Below are 17,981 nucleotides of genomic sequence, written 5' to 3'. Positions count from 1 at the left end.
TAAAGGATTCTTTGGACTTTTCTATATTCGAACATAATACACAAAGACAAGGCAAAGCATCTACATCAAATTATATAAAAGGATTCATGGCAAGACATTGAAAGGCTGCTCGCTACGCTCACAGCCTTTCAATATAAGATTTAATTTTATATGGTAATAATTCCACACTTACTTGACACTAACGCAATTAGGACAAAGCTCCATTACGTACAATGTGCATCTCTGTGAATGGATATAAGACATATACGTCTTTTCCTTTAAAGTCTCCTTCTAAAAATGGACCGACAGCTCTAGAATCATGAGAATAGGGGCGATTATCTCCCATTAAAAAATATTCCCCTTCTTTTAAAGTTATTTTTTCAAAGTCTCCAGTAAATACTGGATTGATTTTATTTTTAAAATTATCTACATATTTCGTATCCAAGTAAGGTTCATCGATCGCCTGACCATTTACATATACAACGTCATCTTTTGCGTAAATGCTATCGCCCGGTAATCCAATGACACGTTTTACCCAGTTATCTCCACCAGTAATTTTATCATCACTAACAACAACTACATCGAAACGATTGATGCCATGAATTTTCACATCAATTACGTTCATTACGCCGATTTGTTTGTTTTCTAAAGTCGGGGTCATACTGACGCCTTCTACTTGTACAGGTTTAACTACAAATGTTGTCAGTAGAAAAACAAACACAGCACAAATTACAAAGGTTTTAAATAAATCCCATATTTCATATGCAATGCCTTCTTTTTTAGGCTTCATTTTTTTATTTTTCTTGATTTGTTCTTTTGTTGTTTCTGGTATATCTATCTCAGCTTCAAAGCGTACTTCTTCATCCATATAGTTCATCCTCTCACTCTTGCTATTTATTATAGCACCACTTCGACAAAACATAACTATAATCTTCTAAAAATTTTGAAAGAAAAGGAATAAATCATACTAATTTATATAGAAAAAGAACACTTTTCAGTGTTCTTCGCGTATTTTAATTCGGTTAATTGCTTTGGCTAAAGCGATTTCCGCTCTCTTCAAATCAATTTCTTCAGTTTTCTTTGCCAAACGTTTTTCCGCACGTTCTTTAGAGCGTCTTGCACGTTCTAAATCGATTTCTTCTCTTCCTTCTATCGCATCGGTTAGAATTCTCATTTCATTATCGTTAATTTGTAATAAACCACCAGCCAAAGCATAGCTATGACTAGCTCCATTTATTTTTAGAGTACAACGACATGTATCAAGCATTGCGACCAATGGGATATGACTTGGTAGAATGGTACGATATCCTTCCACTGTCTTTACGTTAATAGATTCTATTTCTTCTTCTAGGTAAAGACCTACTGGAGTTATGATCTTAATCTTGATCATAGGCTATCCTTCTAATGTCTTGGCTTTTTCAACCGCATCTTCGATGGTAGATACGAACATAAATGCCATTTCTGGTAAATGATCATATTTTCCTTCTAGAAGTTCTTTAAAGCTACGAATGGTATCTTCTCTTGATACATAACATCCTTTAATACCAGAGAATACTTCCGCTACGTTAAATGGTTGAGATAAGAAGTTACGAACACGACGTGCACGGTTAACAATAATCTTATCTTCTTCACTCAATTCATCCATACCAAGAATGGCAATGATGTCTTGTAGTTCTTTGTAACGTTGTAATATCTCTTGTACACCACGTGCTACTGCGTAATGTTCATCTCCTACTACTAGTGGATCTAGAATACGTGAACTTGATTCCAATGGGTCCACTGCAGGATAAATTCCTAAAGCCGCAATATCACGGTCCAATACTGTTTTCGCATCAAGATGCGTAAAGGCAGTTGCTGGAGCCGGATCGGTTAAGTCATCCGCAGGCACATAGATTGCCTGTACAGATGTAATAGAACCATTTTTTGTAGATGTAATACGTTCTTGTAATTGTCCCATTTCTGTCGCAAGTGTTGGTTGGTAACCTACGGCACTAGGCATACGTCCTAGCAAGGCACTAACTTCACTTCCTGCTTGTGTGAAACGGAAGATGTTATCAATAAATAACAATACGTCTTGATGATCGTGATCACGGAAGTATTCTGCCATAGTAAGACCTGTTAGTCCAACACGCATTCTAGCTCCTGGTGATTCATTCATCTGTCCATATACAAGAACTGTTTTATCAAGGACTCCGCTGTCCTTCATTTCGTGATACATATCGTTTCCTTCACGGGTTCTCTCCCCAACTCCAGTAACGACAGACATACCACCATGTTCTTTTGCGATATTGTGAATAAGTTCTTGAATTAGCACGGTTTTACCAACCCCTGCTCCTCCAAACAAACCGATTTTACCACCCTTTGCATAAGGACATAATAAATCGATAACCTTGATACCAGTCTCCAGCATATCTGCCGAAGTCTGTTGTTCATCAAAGGTTGGGGCATTTCTATGAATTGGTAAATATTCACACTTTTCTACTTTACCTAATCCATCAATTTCACGCCCTAAGACATTGAACATACGTCCTAATACTTCTTTTCCAACAGGAACACTAATTGGTGAACCTGTATCAATTGCCTCCATGTCTCGTACCAATCCATCGGTACTTCCCATAGAGATACAACGTACACGGTCATCTCCAATATGTTGCGCAGCTTCCACAACCAAAGATTCCTGATCTTTTAGTGGAATTTCAATCGCCGCTAACAATTGTGGTAGATTTCCATCTTCAAACACAATATCTACGACAGGTCCAATAACCTGTACTATCTTACCTATATTCTTACTCATGTATTCGCTCCTTCCATGGCATTTACACCACCAACAATTTCCGTTATTTCCTGGGTAATTGCGGCTTGCCTTGCCTGGTTGAACTCCAATTCCAAGGTTTCTTTTAATTCATCCGCATTATCTGTTGCACTTTCCATCGCCATTCTACGACTCGCCTGTTCGCTTGTCTTGGTTTCTAAAAAGTAACTGTATAACAATGATCGTAAATACAGTGGAATCAGTGTATTTAATATTTTATCGCCCGCAGGTTCAAATTCTGTGATTGCTTTTGCACCAGTTTTTTCGCTAACACGTTCTTCTTTTTGAACAGGAAGAAGTTTCACAATTTCTGGTGTAAAGGTTACAGGGTTCACAAAACGAGTGTATAAAATTTGGATACTCGCAATTTCTCCATTGCGATAGTTCTCTAAAACACTATCTGCCAAAGCAGAAAGTTCCTGATAACAATCATCTTCCATTTCTACAAGAGATTGTACCACTTTGAAATCTTTGTTACGAATCCAACCATTTCCTCTACCACCAATCATCACAATATCATCATCATGACTTTCTTCTAGCATTCGGTATACATTGGCGTTGTAACCACCACACAATCCCATATCACTTGTAAATACAATCGTACAAGTCTTTCCTTCTCGTTGTGTTAAGAAAGGATGGTCATTGTTTTCTATTGTGGATAAGATTTCTTGAACAGTTTCTTTTAGATAATACGCATATTCGCGATTTTCTTCCATATACTGTTTCTGTTTCTTTAACTTACTAGATGCGACCAATTGCATCGCTTTTGTAATTTTCTGTGTAGATTCAACAGATCGAATACGTGCCTTAATGGCTAACTTACCCGCTGCCATAATCTACCCTTCCAATACATTTTTGAATTCTATCGCAAAAGCATCTAGAGCTGTTTTAAGTGATGCGCTAAGTGCATCATCAATGCTTTGTTTTTCATCCAATTCATGTAGAAGTTCTTGATGTTCACGAACCATGAATTTGAGCATTTCTTTTTCGTATAGTTCTACTTTTTCTGCACTAATTTCACGTAAATATTTATTCTTTGCCGCAAACAAGGATACGACTTGATGCGTTGTAGGCATTGGATCGTATTGTTTTTGAATCAATAGTTTTGTTAGACGTTCACCATGTGCCAATGTCTCACTTGTTGCCGCATCTAAATCACTACCGAATTTCGCAAAGGCTTGCATTTCACGATACTGTGCTAGCTCTAATTTCAATGAACCACTTACTTGTTTCATTGCTTTTATTTGAGCCGCACTACCAACACGTGATACAGATAAACCTGAATCTACGGCAGGACGTACTCCACTATTGAACAATTCACTCTGTAAGAAGATTTGCCCATCTGTAATAGAAATTACATTGGTTGGAATATACGCCGCAATATCTCCAGCTTGTGTTTCAATGATTGGTAATGCAGTTAAACTTCCTGCACCTAATTCATCATTTAATTTCGCTGCACGTTCCAACAAACGACTATGCAAATAGAATACATCTCCTGGATATGCTTCACGTCCTGGTGGACGTTTCAACAATAAGGACATCGTACGATAAGCTACCGCATGTTTACTTAAATCATCATATACAATTAGGACATCTTTTCCTTGTTCCATCCATTCTTCACCAATTGCACAACCTGCATAAGGCGCAATGTATTGTAAAGGAGCTGCATCACTTGCAGTAGAGGATACAATGGTTGTATAAGACATTGCATCATGACTTCTTAATTTTTCTACGATTTGCGCAACGGTACTAGCTTTTTGTCCAATCGCAACATAGATACAATATACTCCACGATCTTTTTGGTTAATGATGGTATCTATCGCAATGGCAGTTTTACCAGTTTGACGATCTCCGATAATCAACTCACGTTGACCTTTTCCAATTGGAATCATAGAGTCAATAATTTTTAATCCAGTCTGTAATGGTTGATGTACACTTTTACGTGTCATAACACCAGGAGCCACACGTTCTACTGGACGATATGTATCACTTGTTATAGCTTCTCCACCATCGATTGCTTGTCCTAGAGCATTTACAACTCGTCCAAGCATCATATCTCCGACAGGAACCTCAACAATCTTACCAGTACGGCGAACTTCATCGCCTTCTTTAATTCCTGTATCATTTCCCATTAAAACAGCACCTACATGTTCTTCTTCAAGATTCAGCACCATTCCATATACATCATGGGGAAACAGCAGTAGTTCACCAGCCATGGCATTTCGAAGTCCATATACTAAGGCAATCCCATCACCGATCGTGATCACTGTTCCTGTTTCACCAACTTCTATTTCATCATCATAACGACGAATTTGTTCTTTTAATAACTTACTAATTTCTTCTGGCTTTAAACTCACTGCATTCACCTCACTTTCTTAAATTTTTGTCAATGAGACACTTTTGCGCATACGTTCCAATCTAGAAACTGCGCTATTGTCTATAATTTCATCATTTATTTTTACACGGATTCCCGCAATCAAGTCTTCATCTACGCAAAGGCGCAAATCTATTTTCTTATGAAGTTTATTTTCCAACGCTTTGATTAAACGTTGTATTTCATCTTCTTTCAAAACAGAGGCGCTACGTACATAAACGACTTGTATGTTATTTACTTCGTTGTAGCTTTTTATGTATTCTTTTACGATATCATGTAAGGAACGAAAATGCCCTTTATCAATCAAAAGCTTCAAGAAATTTAAAAGCGTTGCGTCCAAATCTTTTGCGTATACTTTTTCTAGTACATCTTTTTTTTCTGCTCGTGAAATTTTAGGATGTGAAAGAATGGTATAGAAATCTGCTTCTGCCATTGTCTCATCCACAAATTGCAACTGTTCTTTGTACAAATCCAAAGTTTTATCTTCCAAAGCAATAGAAAAAATTGCCTCACAATAATTCTTCGCAACTAATCCTGCCATTTGTCTTCACCTACATGTTCAATAAAATCATCCACATAAGATTTTTGTTTGTCTTCATCAATTTCTTTTTTGACAATCTGCTTCGCAGCTTCAAAGGCAACATCTACAACAGCTTGTTTCATTTCGCTTTGCGCCTGCACTTTTTCGCGTTCCATATCTTGATGTGCTTTCGCTTTGATATGTTCCGCTTCCTGTTTCGCTTTGGCTACTATTTCTTTCTTCTCTTCACCAGCATGTTTGACTGCTGTTTCTACAATCTCATGTGCTTCACTTTTCGCACTTGCCATTTGTTCTTCATAGCGTGCCTTATAAGTTTCACCAGCAATTTTAGCATCTTCTCCTGCTTGAATATCTGCAGCTATCATATCGTGACGTTTCTTAAAATAATCCAAAATAACGTCCCAGAAGAAATGCTTCGCTACCAGGCACAAGATCAAAGTAGAAATACAGACAAGAATAACATCCACAAGATCAATACGCAGGTAATTTGATATATTAATATCCATATGTATCAAACCCTCCTAACTTGTAGTTTGTTATACTGCGAAAATTAAAATCAAGGCAATAATTAAGGCATAAATACCAGTTGTCTCTGCCATGGCAATACCAAGTACCATGATACTACGAATTTTTCCAGCAGCTTCTGGGTTTCTACCAACAGCTTCTGCACCTTTACTTGCGGCAATACCCTGACCGATACCAGGACCTAAACCAGCAATCATTGCGATACCCGCACCTAAAACCGCCATACCTTGTACAAAATATTCATTGAATTCCATATTATTTTCCTCCTTATAGTTTTCAATTTTTAATCTTCATCACTTGCCATACTATCTGATAAAAAGAAACTGGCAATCGTAAAGAAGATGTAGGTTTGTATCAAACCTGAAAATATATCGAAATATGCGTGTAAGAATGGTGTAATCGCCAATCCTACAGCTCCAAAAGGCATAAATCCTTTCAACAGTGAGTAGACCATCCCAACGATGATACTTCCCGCTAACATATTCCCGAACAAACGCAGTGATAAGGAAATTGGTAATGCCAAATCTCCTAATATATTCATTGGTAAAAACAAGAAAAATGGTTCACACCAGCCTTTTAATTTTGCTTTAAGACCATTCTCTTTGATGCTTGTATAATGAATCAACAAGAACATCATCAATGCCAATGTAATATTTACACTTAAATTACTTGTTGGTGGCTGTAATCCAATCAATCCCAATAAATTGCTTGGTGCCATCATAAATATCAATGTTCCAAAAAATGGTAGATAGTATTTTGTTCGATCTTGTAAATTGTCCGAAATAATACCCTTACCAAGACCAGCAACAATTTCACATAACAATAGGAATCCTTTTGGAGCTACCTTAGGGTCTGCCTTCTTTATTCTTTTACCAGCAAGTATAAAGAATATACTAAAAAGCAAACATAAGACGAGCCAATTAAATACAGATTCATGGATATATATGTGTAATCCTGCGATGGTAATATCAAATGCCACTAATCATCCTCCTCTCTTGTTTTTAAACTATAGAAAATGATAGCAATCTTATGACAAGTAAACCCCGCTAATAAAGCAAAAGCATTGATTCCACAAAAAATACTCGCCGCAAATACAAGACCATACATAAGGTAACGCATCATGTATCCAAAGTATCCACTTGCTTGGGCATTCCCTGCATATTCAATCGATTTTGTCATACGAGAAATCATTTGAAAACCTATCAATCCAACCAAAGCTCCAATTGCTACACCACCTACAACCTTATAGATGTTATGGTTCCACATCATAGCGATAATGGCACCAACAATCATTGCCACACCCATTAAAATGAAGGTTAAAACTTTGATTTTTTGATTCATACGTTGCAATTCATTCATCCTTGCTCAACTCCTTCCATAGAGTATAAAAATTACCGCCAATTGCATAGGCTAGAAACACGAGTATCATACAGGGAGCTGTATGTAATAACTCATCTAACCAAACTCCTACAACAGCCGCAATTAAACAGCTAAGTGTAAATGTCGCGAGCCACTTAATCGCCCACTTCATAGACTACTTCGTACCGAAGATTCGATCTCCCGCATCTCCAAGACCTGGAATAATATATCCTTTTTCATTTAGCTTTTCATCTAATGAAGCTAGATAAATATCCACTTCTGGATGTTCTTTTTCTACTGCCGCAACTCCTTCAGGAGCTCCAACCAAACATACCAAACGAATATTCTTCGCTCCTTGTTTTTTCACCATAGAAATTGCCGCATTCGCGCTACCACCTGTTGCTAACATTGGATCCACAATCATAACGACAGCATCATCAATTTCTTTAGGATACTTTTCGAAATACGTGTGAGGTTCTAATGTCTCTTCATCACGATACAACCCAACATGGGCAATCTTTACGGTTGGTATCAAGTTACAAATCCCATTTACCATACCTAGTCCTGCTCGAAGAATTGGTACCAATACGATTTCTTTTTCTAAAGAATACGTCTTACAGGTCGCAACCGGTGTATCAATTTCCACTTCCGCTAGAGGTATATCTCTTGTGATTTCATAAGCCATAAGACCTGCAATCTCATCAAGATTCTGTCGAAAGTCTTTTGTACCAGTTTCCTTCTTACGCATTTGTGTTAATTTATGCGTAATCAGAGGATGTTTTAATACATTTAACATAACAAACTTCTCCTTCTATTAAAAAATACTTCACGGCATTATTATATCATGATTATATGTATTTTTCCCTGTTTTATACAGTTTTTTCATGATTACAGAAAGAACTATATATGAAAAAGGCTATCCATTCGATAGCCTTAGGTAATTTTATTTTTCGTTTGGTAATGGAAAGTTCTCTGTTAACGCACATACTTCCTTATGTACTTCTTTGATTAACTCTTCATTATCCGCATTTTTTAGTACTTTTGAAATCCATAATGCGACTTGTTTAAACTCTTCTTCTTTGAACCCACGAGTTGTCATAGCGGCTGTTCCTAAACGAATTCCACTCGTAACAAACGGTTTCTCAGTTTCAAATGGAATGGTATTTTTATTACATGTAATACCCGCTTCATCAAGTAAGTGTTCTGCCACTTTCCCATTCATTCCAATGCTTGATTTAACATCCACTAAGATCAAATGGTTATCGGTACCACCACTCACAACACGGAAACCCTCTGCTTGTAATGTATCAGACATTACTTTACAGTTCTTGATTACTTGTGCAGCATAGTCTTTGAATTCTGGTTGCATTGCTTCATGGAAACATACTGCTTTTGCCGCAATCACATGCATCAAAGGACCACCTTGCATTCCTGGGAATACTTTTTTATCTAGTAATGGCGCATGTTCTTTTTTACATAAAATGATTCCACCACGTGGTCCACGCAATGTTTTATGTGTAGTAGAAGTCACAAAATCTGCGTAAGGTACAGGACTTGGATGTATTCCAGCCGCAACTAAACCTGCAATATGTGCCATATCTACCATGAAGTAAGCTCCTACTTCATCCGCAATTTCTTTAAACTTCTTGAAATCAATAGTACGAGGATATGCACTTGCTCCCGCAACGATCAATTTAGGTTTCTTTTCTAAAGCTACACGACGTACATCTTCATAATCAATGGTTTGATCATCTTCACGTACTCCATAATCCACAAAGTCATAAAGTGTTCCACTAAAGTTCAATGGATGACCATGTGTCAAGTGTCCACCAGCTGTTAAGTTCATCCCAAGCACAGTATCACCTGGTTGTAAGAGTGCCATGTAAACACCCATGTTTGCTTGAGAACCACTATGTGGTTGTACATTGGCATGTTCTGCTCCAAACAATTCCATTGCGCGATTTCTTGCCAATTCTTCAATGACATCTACGTTCACACATCCACCATAATAACGTTTGCTTGGATACCCTTCCGCATATTTATTCGTAAGAATACTTCCCGCCGCATCTAATACATCTTTGGATACATAGTTTTCTGATGCAATCAGCTCAATATTATACAGCTGACGCTTCGCTTCTTGTTCGATTGCTTCTTGAATTAACTTATCATTCATACCTTGACCTCCGTTCAATGTGTTTATTTTATCATATTCTTCGCAAAAATTTTCATAAAGTTTATGAAAATAATCGCATTTTCTTTCATTTATCGAAAGCACGCTTATGTTGCATATGAATCCCAATATGTCCAACACCTAATATAAGTGCAGAAAGTATCATCCAGATAACATTTCCATAGATCCCTAATAGTAAAAATGCAATCACCGGAAGGCTCGCTCCCGCAATAGGTATCCCTGCAAATGAGCAATAAAAATCTTTCAACGTACGCTCACTTCTAAAGTAGCGAATCCAGTACCCTTCATACAGTAACATACATCCAAAAGAAAGCAGTAACCAAATAGAATTCATAGTAATCACATGTATATTAAAATCTGTGAAACAAATCGCACATGCGCTTACACATACTTCTCCAACTCGTTCAAAATATTGTAACGCCTTTGATTCCCCATCTGCATCATATCCTTGTGGCATGCGCTTCGCCCACATAAGATTGGGTATGAATAACATCAACATATACACTAGACCTACATAGGAAAACCCAAAGTGTCCCATATTAAGCTTTCTCGCTCTTCTCTTTACTTAGATATTTACGTATCGCAAATATAACACCCACAGCCAATACACCAACCAAATTCTCCAAAGCACTATCATGATAAATAACAATCTGTCTGGCAACTGCATACAACAACACTTCTAGTACAGATTCAGGCGTATGTAAGATTAACATCTTCGCAAACTCAATCCCCACAACCAAAGTCAATACTGTTTTCATAAACGATTCTAATTGAAAACTTCCTTCTTTTAATGCATTCCCTGCATAGAAAACAACATATATTGCCGACACTGTAATCGCAACAATCAACAGTACCGCAATCGCAAGTTCCAATCCTTTTGTTACCCTAACTAATTTTTCATTAATCCCCTTCATAATGCCTCCTTTATTTATACTGTGGATAATCCGCATGATAATCAATACCCGCTTTACGCGCTTGATGGTGTTGATCTTTTCTTAGCATACGGTATAATTTGCCATCTTTTCTAAATTTTGCGCCTGTTTGTTTAAAGTAGAATTTAATATCTTTTTCAAGGCATTGTTGTCGAATATGTAGTATCCAATCATAATCGCAAATTCTTGCTTCCATTCCACTTTCTCCACCAGCCGTTATTTGTTCAATGCTATTATCCAACCATGGTGTTAAATCAATATCCTCTAATAATGGTTCACATATAATTGACTTATGCGCAATCTTTGCCTTCATATAAATTGGCATTCGATAATTTGCGCGTTCTTGATTTTCAATCGTACAACAAATCATTACATTCTCATACCCATTGCCCCAATCCTGTGGAACACAGCTTTCCAGTCGATCAATACGTTTGGTAATCATAAAAAAGAAAAGATCCTCACGCTCTTTTATCATCGCCCACGCTTCATCACGCCATGCGTCCGCCTCTTCCACAAAAAAATCACTGGTAAAACAGGTATAGACTATGGTACCAGAAGGTATCTTATAAGAGCCGTCTCTTTTCTTTTGAATTGGATATTGAAAATTCTTCAGTCGTGTGACAATGGAACTGTCTTTATCGCGTCTTGCATCCATGCGATATACATAACAGTTCTGACATCCTGCGCTCAGTTTATGGCATCCATGCCAGGGATTCCAACTTGCCATACAATGAATTCCTTTCTTTTATTTTTCTAATGCACTTACTTTATCAATTCTTCTTTGATGACGTTCATCATGTGAGAATTCAGTATTCATCCAAACACGCACAATTTCTTTCATCAATTCTTCTCCAATGATACGTTGTCCCATTGCTAGTACATTGGAATCGTTATGTTCTCTTGTAAGTTTTGCACTCAATGGATCGTTGCATAATGCACAGCGAATTCCTTTTACTTTATTGGCTGCAATACTGACCCCTATACCAGTACCACAAATGACAATACCACGATCACATTCTTTGTTTGCTACAGCTTTTGCGGCAGGACCTGCATAATCTGGGTAATCCACAGATGCACAACTATCTGTCCCAAAATCAACAACTTCATGTCCCATTTCTTTCATCATGCCTTTGACAATTTCTTTGTACTCAAATGCACCATGATCACAAGCTACTGCTATTTTCATATTCATATCCTCCTTGATGTGTTTTTATTATAACAATATCATCTAAAAGTTACTAGATAATATCTCGAATATCAAACGTCAAATTGATTTCTCTATGTTTCTTTTTCATTTCGAACTTACTCACGATACGATCAATCGCCTTCATACAGCCTTCTAATTTAGAAGTTGCTACGATAATTGCAAATTGTGTACTATTACACTTTGAGTACACATCATTTTTACGTAAATCTTCCATGATGACTTTGTGTAGAATATCTGCCTCTTCTTGAAAATACGTTTTACTCGTTGTTTCTTCTTCACTAGACAGTGTTAAAAGTACCAAATATTTTGCACGTGTAGATCTATGTGCAGAACGTTGATTGATTTGATAGATATTGCGGAAGATTTCAAAATCACAATAGAAAGCTCCAGAATTATTACGAGTTTCATTTAGATTTTCTTCCAATGATGTAACACTTAATGAATTTTGTAAAGATTTCTCAGATAATAGCTTATAGATTTCTTTCATACGATTGGTTGGTTTTACACCCATATTACTATAGTACATATCTACTACACGATGATAATAGGAAATAGCTAAAGCTATTTGATTTAGTTTATAATACGCAAAAAGTTTACACTCATGAATACTACTATGATAGAACTGTTTGAAGTCGATATAACTACAAACTTCTATAATATATTCATATTTTTCTTCTTCCATATATAATTTACATGCCTTATCCACCGCATGTAACATCATACTATGATAATGTTCACGTAAGTCTCTTACCCATGTCTCAGAAGAAAACTCATACATGAAACTATCGTTATATCTAGAACATAGTTGTAAAGCATCCATACGAATATCTTCTATATTCTTTTGATTTAGGATGCGCTCACATAAAACTTCCATATCATCAATATCTATGATTTGAGGAACCTCTGTGTTCCATGCATACGCATTTCCTTTTGAAATAATGCATTTCTTCTTTTTATCATCTGGGTAAAACAAAGACATTTCTTTTCTTGCACGGTATACTAAATTACGAAGTGCTCCCTCTGGATTATCAATATCATGATCTGGCCATAACACGTCCATTAACACTGATTTTGTAGCCATACTTTGGCGATGTGCGATTAAATATGCAATTAAAATGATAACCTGAACACTCTTTTTGCGATCCTTAGGAAATCGATTATATTCATTTTCAATTGTAAACTCGCCCAACATGTGAATTGTTAGCATATTTTTCTTCTTCATATTCTTTACCTCTTTGTAGCACTATTTTATCATGCTAGCGTCCTTCATCGCAAATAACTTGCTATAGTTTTCTTCCATTTGCTTACTTAGTTCTTCTTCATTCATCCCTTTAATCTCACAAAGTTTCTCAAATGTATACGTTATATACATTGGTTCATTTTGTTTCCCACGAAAAGGATGTGGTGTTAAATAGGGACAATCTGTTTCTACAAATAATCGATCAACTGGAATCTTTTGGGCAGTTTCCACTACCCCTTTGGAATTCTTAAATGTAAGAGGACCCGCAAAGGATATATAAAATCCTACATCCATTAGTATCTTTGCGGTTTCATAGCTTCCACTGTAACAATGCATAATTCCTTTACATGGTGCATAAGATTTCAGAATTTCTATGGTATCCTGCGTTGCATCACGCATATGGATTAAAATTGGCTTATCATATTTTTGCGCAATTTCAATTTGCCTTTTGAACCCAATCTTTTGATCTTCTCTACCTACATCATCCCAGTGATAGTCAAGTCCTATCTCACCTAACGCAATGAGCTTGTCCTGAGATAACAAATTTTCCAAACGTGCGTAATCTTCTTCTTTAAAGACATACAAATCGTTTGGATGAAATCCCAAGGCAATATCGATAGGATAGCCTTTCTCTTTCCATATGTCCGCTCGTTCATACTCTATAAAGTTCGTACAAACTACCAACAAACGTTTCACATGATGCTCTATTGCATTTTTAAAAACCTCTTCTATTCGTCCATATAAAGCATCACAAGTAATATGGCAATGCGTATCACATACGTAAGTTTCCATAAAGTATCTCCTATATTTATGACTTAATTGTAATATAAATCGTCGAAAATATGAAGATAATCTTATAAACCTTTTAAAATAATTGATTTTTTATGGGTTATCACCCTATAAAACTAGCATCCTTCTTATTTGTTTTATTGTATTTATGAGAAAATGGAGCCACCTATTGTACGTGTGCAATATCGCCAAAACCCTAGAAATATAAGAGTTCACGAGATTAACCACACTTACACAAAAGAACATACAAGGAGAAATGAAACTGTATAACGACGAAAACGAAACATATAGTGCAGAAGAAGTGAAAGCAGACACAATACGAAGTACAGTGTTATCTTAAGTGATGATTTGAAAGTACAAGTTTTTATAATTCCTTCGGATTCATAATAAAAGAAGATGAGCATTCCAATTATGGATATGTTTTAATTTTTTAAATTTGTTTTAAGAATTTGGATTTTCTTATATGATTTTTTTAATGCATGATAAAATGAAGTCGATAAACTATAGGAGGATATTACAACTATGAAATGGTATGAAAGACAAAAGAAACTTTTCGCAGAACAAGAACAACAAACGAAAGATGGCGAAATGGAAATAGAAACCACAAAGAACGAGGAAGCATTGGAAAGCGTGTTTATGGAAGCAGTAAATGAATATTCAATAGAAGAAAATGCAATCGTTTCCTATGAAGAAGATGCACAACCTTCTTTAGATGATGCTATCAATGAAGAAGTAAAAAAGGTTAAAGTAGCAAATACAGTTATTAGTGAAACCACAAGCATACAAGGCAATTTAGAAGTAGATGGGGATTTATATATCTCTGGTAATATTGTAGGAAATATCTCATGCAGTGGTGATATCCATATGGATAATGGATGCATCAATGGAGATGTGATTGCTATGAACACATACGTTCATGACGCCACTATCACAGGAAACATTACAGCTACAAATACATTAGAACTATTAAGCAACGCTCAGGTATTTGGAAACGTGAGTGGAACTTCACTTTCTTGTGATGCACATATCAAGGGTGATATAGATATTAAAGGAGAATTACTCCTTATGCAGCATACTTCTATCGAAGGAAATCTTTCTGCTTATTTCTTAAAAACGGAAAAAGGTGCTTCTATAAAAGGACAGTGCTGTATTATCACAGAGTAGATATATTCTCACATAAATATGTGTTATAATATCCTATATCTTGAATTACGACAGGAGAATGCTAACATGTATCAAGTATTATTAGTGGATGACGATATAGATATTCAAATTACAAATAAAGCATATTTGTCAAAACAAGGTTTTCGTGTGCTCTGTGCTTCTAATTCACAGGAATGTATGGATTTGATTAAGACTTGTGCAATCGATTGTATCGTGTTGGATATTATGTTGGAAAAAGAAAGCGGATATGACATATGTGAGCAGATTAAAAAAATCACGAATACTCCTATCATTTTCCTGACAAGTTTGATTGAAAAACAAGAAGTTGAACATGGGTTTATTTGCGGTGGCGATGATTATATGATAAAACCTTATGATTTAAGGGAATTGGAATTACGCATCCACGCAAGAATTCGCCAACATAATCATGATGATAAAAATGTAAAGCTTATCCAATCGGATCCTTTGATCATCAACCTAGACGCAAGAAGTGTACATTTAAACCATCATGCAATTATTACAACTTCCTTTGAATTTGACATTCTAGTATTGCTAATAAAAAATCCAAAACGTGTGTTTACGATTGGACAAATCTATCAATTAATCTGGAGAATGCCAGATATAGAGAATGCTCAAACAGTACAAGTACATATTGCTCACCTTCGTAAAAAATTGGATCAATCTTTCCCGGAGCATCATTTTATACAAACGGTTTGGGGAAAAGGTTATATGTTTTGTGAATGCAATGTAAGAAAGGATTGATGAGTACATGAAAGCAAAAGCGGCCATTATAATAACTGTCTCCGTTTTGCTTATTAGTACTCTTTTTTCTTTTCTTTTTTTCCATGACAACAAATATGAAATGAATGCTCCCTATGGAAAAAGTGGAAATATTCAAATTACAGAAAAAGATATCATTCATCAAAGAGTAATCTTTTTAATTGATGATTGGGAATTTTATCAAAATGAAATTTATAATCCAGAAGAACTCCTCCATTTACAACCAAATCCTCATTATATCTTCATTGGTCAATATCCTAATTTTTCCCTTATGAAAGGCAAGAACATTACCAAGGGTACATACCGCATGGTGATAAATCATACAAAAGCTACACAAGAAATTTTTATAAAGATTCCCGAGATTTTCACAGAATATTCCTTATACATAAATGGACAGCTACAAGATGCATATACAGGAGATATTCTATCTCTTGGAAACAATGAACAAACGGAAATACTAATACAAATACATCATAGTAAGCATTACTATGATGGTATCTATTATCCATTCGCAATTGGCACCATACAAGCGATCCAACGCATGAATTTCATTCAACATACAATTTATATCGGTATGGCTATCTTTTCTCTCATTCTATTTTTGTTCGCAATTACATTAAGAAGACAAGATAAAGACAGTGTATTCACTATATTTGCATATATGTGTTTAAGCTTTTCCTTATATTGCCTTTATCCTATCGTTCATACATTATTATCCTCATATTCCACCATAGCATATCGATTAGAAGATTTTTTAAACTTCTTAAGTATCGCTCTACTATTAAAATTGTGCGCAACCATTGTCAAAATAGATAAACATTTTCTCTATAGAAAATGCATTCTTCCAATTAGCATACTTGTCGTTGCTTGCGTAATCATAATTCCTGGTCTCTTCTTACCTAACTATAAGCAACTAATTAATGCATACGGTTCATTTATTGACATATCTAAGTGGATTAGTTCATTATACCTATTCTACTGTGCTTACTTCGCCTTCAAAAGCAAGAATACATATGCAATATATATCCTTGCGGGTGGAACTATATTCTCTATTACACAACTCTTCAATTTCTTCTTCAATAATTTATTTGAACCAATATATGGATGTTGGCAAGCAGAATATGGAAGCTTCATTATTATCTTAATTTACTTAATGATTGTTTTAAAGCGTAACCGTATCTTAATGAAAGATAATTTGATATTAAACGAACATCTTGAACAAGCTATCGAACAAAGAACAAAAGAAATGGAACATTTACTAGAAGAAAGGAAGGCCTTCTTCTCCGATGTAGCACATGACTTAAAAGCACCTTTGGGTGCCATCCAAAACTATACTCGATTGATAGAACAAAATGATATTCATCTAGATAATGAAATCCGCAACTATCTACACTCCATTGAACGCAAGAATCAATTGATGAGTGAGCGAATATCTTCCTTACAACAAATTACACAATTGGATAAGACAAAGGGTGTGAATGAAGCCCTATCTATAAATAAATTACTTCAATCCTTCTATGATGAAAATTGTCCAGATGCAGATGCTTTAGGCATCCATTTCCAAATACAATTATTAGAGAATGATTGTATGATTTATGCTCAAAATGAAAAAGTAAGTATTCTATTAGAAAACTTATTCTATAATGCTTTAAGCTTTACACCATTTGATGGTGTTATCACTGTACTTGTATCAAGTGATGAAGAATTTGTACATATTGTATTTAAAGATAGTGGTGCAGGTATACATGAAGATGACCTTCCACATATCTTTGAAAGATTTTACTCAAAACGAGATAATGACTCAGAGAAAAGTGGACTTGGATTATATATCGTTCATATGATTGTAAAAGAACTACATGGTACCATATCTGTAGAATCCAAACTTCATGAAGGAACTTCTTTCTATATCAAAATTCCTTTGCTGCATAAAGTACTAAACACCTTAGATGATGCCTTCCAATTATGAAAAAGAGGCTGTAACGAATAAGAAACAGCCATAACATAAAAAAACACGTCAATCTCATAAGAGGAAGACGTGTTTTTTTGGTATAATTTAACTATGGAAAACAACAATGTGTTAGAGTTAAA

22 protein-coding genes are annotated in these 17,981 nt (G+C 35.6%); 3 read left to right on the top strand and 19 right to left on the bottom strand.

All coding sequences use genetic code 11. From position 1 onward, the window contains the following. Positions 1-187 precede the first annotated feature (187 nt). The 19 genes from lepB to ACWG42_RS14165 form a co-directional block, all read right to left on the bottom strand. Entirely contained in the window at positions 188-847 is a 660-nt protein-coding gene (gene lepB, locus ACWG42_RS14255; RefSeq protein WP_455793233.1) for a signal peptidase I, read from the bottom strand. Positions 848-973: 126 nt separating this feature from the next. After that, positions 974-1,369, bottom strand: coding sequence for an ATP synthase F1 subunit epsilon (atpC, locus tag ACWG42_RS14250; RefSeq protein ID WP_455793232.1), 396 nt, complete (start codon positions 1,367-1,369; stop codon positions 974-976). A gap of 3 nt (positions 1,370-1,372) precedes the next feature. Next, on the bottom strand, positions 1,373-2,773 hold the full coding sequence (gene atpD / locus ACWG42_RS14245; RefSeq protein WP_455793231.1) for a F0F1 ATP synthase subunit beta: 1,401 nt from the start codon (positions 2,771-2,773) through the stop codon (positions 1,373-1,375). Beyond that, entirely contained in the window at positions 2,770-3,624 is an 855-nt protein-coding gene (gene atpG / locus ACWG42_RS14240) for an ATP synthase F1 subunit gamma (RefSeq protein WP_455793230.1), read from the bottom strand. The genes atpD and atpG overlap by 4 nt, the downstream gene beginning before the upstream one ends. Positions 3,625-3,627: 3 nt before the next feature. Next, positions 3,628-5,148 (bottom strand): F0F1 ATP synthase subunit alpha, encoded by a 1,521-nt coding sequence (atpA, locus tag ACWG42_RS14235; RefSeq protein ID WP_455793229.1) that lies wholly within the window; start codon positions 5,146-5,148, stop codon positions 3,628-3,630. Positions 5,149-5,166: 18 nt separating this feature from the next. Further along, on the bottom strand, positions 5,167-5,706 hold the full coding sequence (gene atpH, locus ACWG42_RS14230) for an ATP synthase F1 subunit delta (RefSeq protein ID WP_455793228.1): 540 nt from the start codon (positions 5,704-5,706) through the stop codon (positions 5,167-5,169). Next, positions 5,694-6,212, bottom strand: a complete 519-nt coding sequence (gene atpF, locus ACWG42_RS14225) for a F0F1 ATP synthase subunit B (protein WP_455793227.1) — start codon at positions 6,210-6,212, stop codon at positions 5,694-5,696. Before atpF ends, atpH begins: the two co-directional genes overlap by 13 nt. A 30-nt stretch (positions 6,213-6,242) precedes the next feature. Next, a complete protein-coding gene (gene atpE / locus ACWG42_RS14220; protein ID WP_455793226.1) occupies positions 6,243-6,485 on the bottom strand; it encodes an ATP synthase F0 subunit C in 243 nt (80 codons plus the stop codon). 29 nt (positions 6,486-6,514) lie between these two features. Next, complete coding sequence (atpB, locus tag ACWG42_RS14215) at positions 6,515-7,210, bottom strand: F0F1 ATP synthase subunit A (RefSeq protein ID WP_455793225.1); 696 nt, start codon at positions 7,208-7,210, stop codon at positions 6,515-6,517. Beyond that, positions 7,210-7,590, bottom strand: a complete 381-nt coding sequence (locus ACWG42_RS14210) for a hypothetical protein (RefSeq protein ID WP_455793224.1) — start codon at positions 7,588-7,590, stop codon at positions 7,210-7,212. The genes atpB and ACWG42_RS14210 overlap by 1 nt, the downstream gene beginning before the upstream one ends. After that, the gene (locus ACWG42_RS14205; RefSeq protein WP_455793223.1) at positions 7,583-7,762 is read right to left on the bottom strand and encodes an AtpZ/AtpI family protein; all 180 of its coding nucleotides are present in this window, start codon (positions 7,760-7,762) and stop codon (positions 7,583-7,585) included. Before ACWG42_RS14205 ends, ACWG42_RS14210 begins: the two co-directional genes overlap by 8 nt. A gap of 3 nt (positions 7,763-7,765) precedes the next feature. Continuing rightward, positions 7,766-8,386 carry a uracil phosphoribosyltransferase gene (upp, locus tag ACWG42_RS14200; RefSeq protein ID WP_455793222.1) on the bottom strand — a complete coding sequence of 207 codons (621 nt, stop codon included), beginning with the start codon at positions 8,384-8,386 and terminating at the stop codon, positions 7,766-7,768. A 147-nt stretch (positions 8,387-8,533) separates the two neighbouring features. Then, a complete protein-coding gene (gene glyA, locus ACWG42_RS14195; RefSeq protein ID WP_455793221.1) occupies positions 8,534-9,763 on the bottom strand; it encodes a serine hydroxymethyltransferase in 1,230 nt (409 codons plus the stop codon). 85 nt (positions 9,764-9,848) lie between these two features. Further along, complete coding sequence (locus ACWG42_RS14190) at positions 9,849-10,319, bottom strand: hypothetical protein (protein ID WP_455793220.1); 471 nt, start codon at positions 10,317-10,319, stop codon at positions 9,849-9,851. Between the two features lies 1 nt (position 10,320). Further along, complete coding sequence (locus tag ACWG42_RS14185) at positions 10,321-10,695, bottom strand: transporter (protein WP_455793219.1); 375 nt, start codon at positions 10,693-10,695, stop codon at positions 10,321-10,323. Positions 10,696-10,705: 10 nt separating this feature from the next. Beyond that, a complete protein-coding gene (locus tag ACWG42_RS14180) occupies positions 10,706-11,440 on the bottom strand; it encodes a DUF5131 family protein (protein ID WP_455793218.1) in 735 nt (244 codons plus the stop codon). An 18-nt stretch (positions 11,441-11,458) separates the two neighbouring features. Beyond that, positions 11,459-11,899, bottom strand: a complete 441-nt coding sequence (rpiB, locus tag ACWG42_RS14175; RefSeq protein WP_455793217.1) for a ribose 5-phosphate isomerase B — start codon at positions 11,897-11,899, stop codon at positions 11,459-11,461. Between the two features lie 52 nt (positions 11,900-11,951). Continuing rightward, the gene (locus ACWG42_RS14170; protein WP_455793216.1) at positions 11,952-13,142 is read right to left on the bottom strand and encodes an AfsR/SARP family transcriptional regulator; all 1,191 of its coding nucleotides are present in this window, start codon (positions 13,140-13,142) and stop codon (positions 11,952-11,954) included. Positions 13,143-13,163: 21 nt separating this feature from the next. Then, positions 13,164-13,952 (bottom strand): TatD family hydrolase, encoded by a 789-nt coding sequence (locus tag ACWG42_RS14165; protein WP_455793215.1) that lies wholly within the window; start codon positions 13,950-13,952, stop codon positions 13,164-13,166. A gap of 519 nt (positions 13,953-14,471) precedes the next feature. On the opposite strand from ACWG42_RS14165, the gene ACWG42_RS14160 reads away from it, so the two are divergent. From ACWG42_RS14160 to ACWG42_RS14150, 3 genes are all read left to right on the top strand, one after another. Beyond that, entirely contained in the window at positions 14,472-15,113 is a 642-nt protein-coding gene (locus ACWG42_RS14160) for a bactofilin family protein (protein ID WP_455793214.1), read from the top strand. Positions 15,114-15,179: 66 nt separating this feature from the next. After that, positions 15,180-15,875, top strand: a complete 696-nt coding sequence (locus ACWG42_RS14155) for a response regulator transcription factor (RefSeq protein WP_455793213.1) — start codon at positions 15,180-15,182, stop codon at positions 15,873-15,875. 7 nt (positions 15,876-15,882) lie between these two features. Further along, positions 15,883-17,859, top strand: coding sequence for an ATP-binding protein (locus ACWG42_RS14150; protein WP_455793212.1), 1,977 nt, complete (start codon positions 15,883-15,885; stop codon positions 17,857-17,859). Positions 17,860-17,981: the final 122 nt, after the last annotated feature.

This window comes from Amedibacillus sp. YH-ame10 (assembly GCF_053848885.1).
This window is presented reverse-complemented; position numbering and strand designations above follow the sequence as displayed.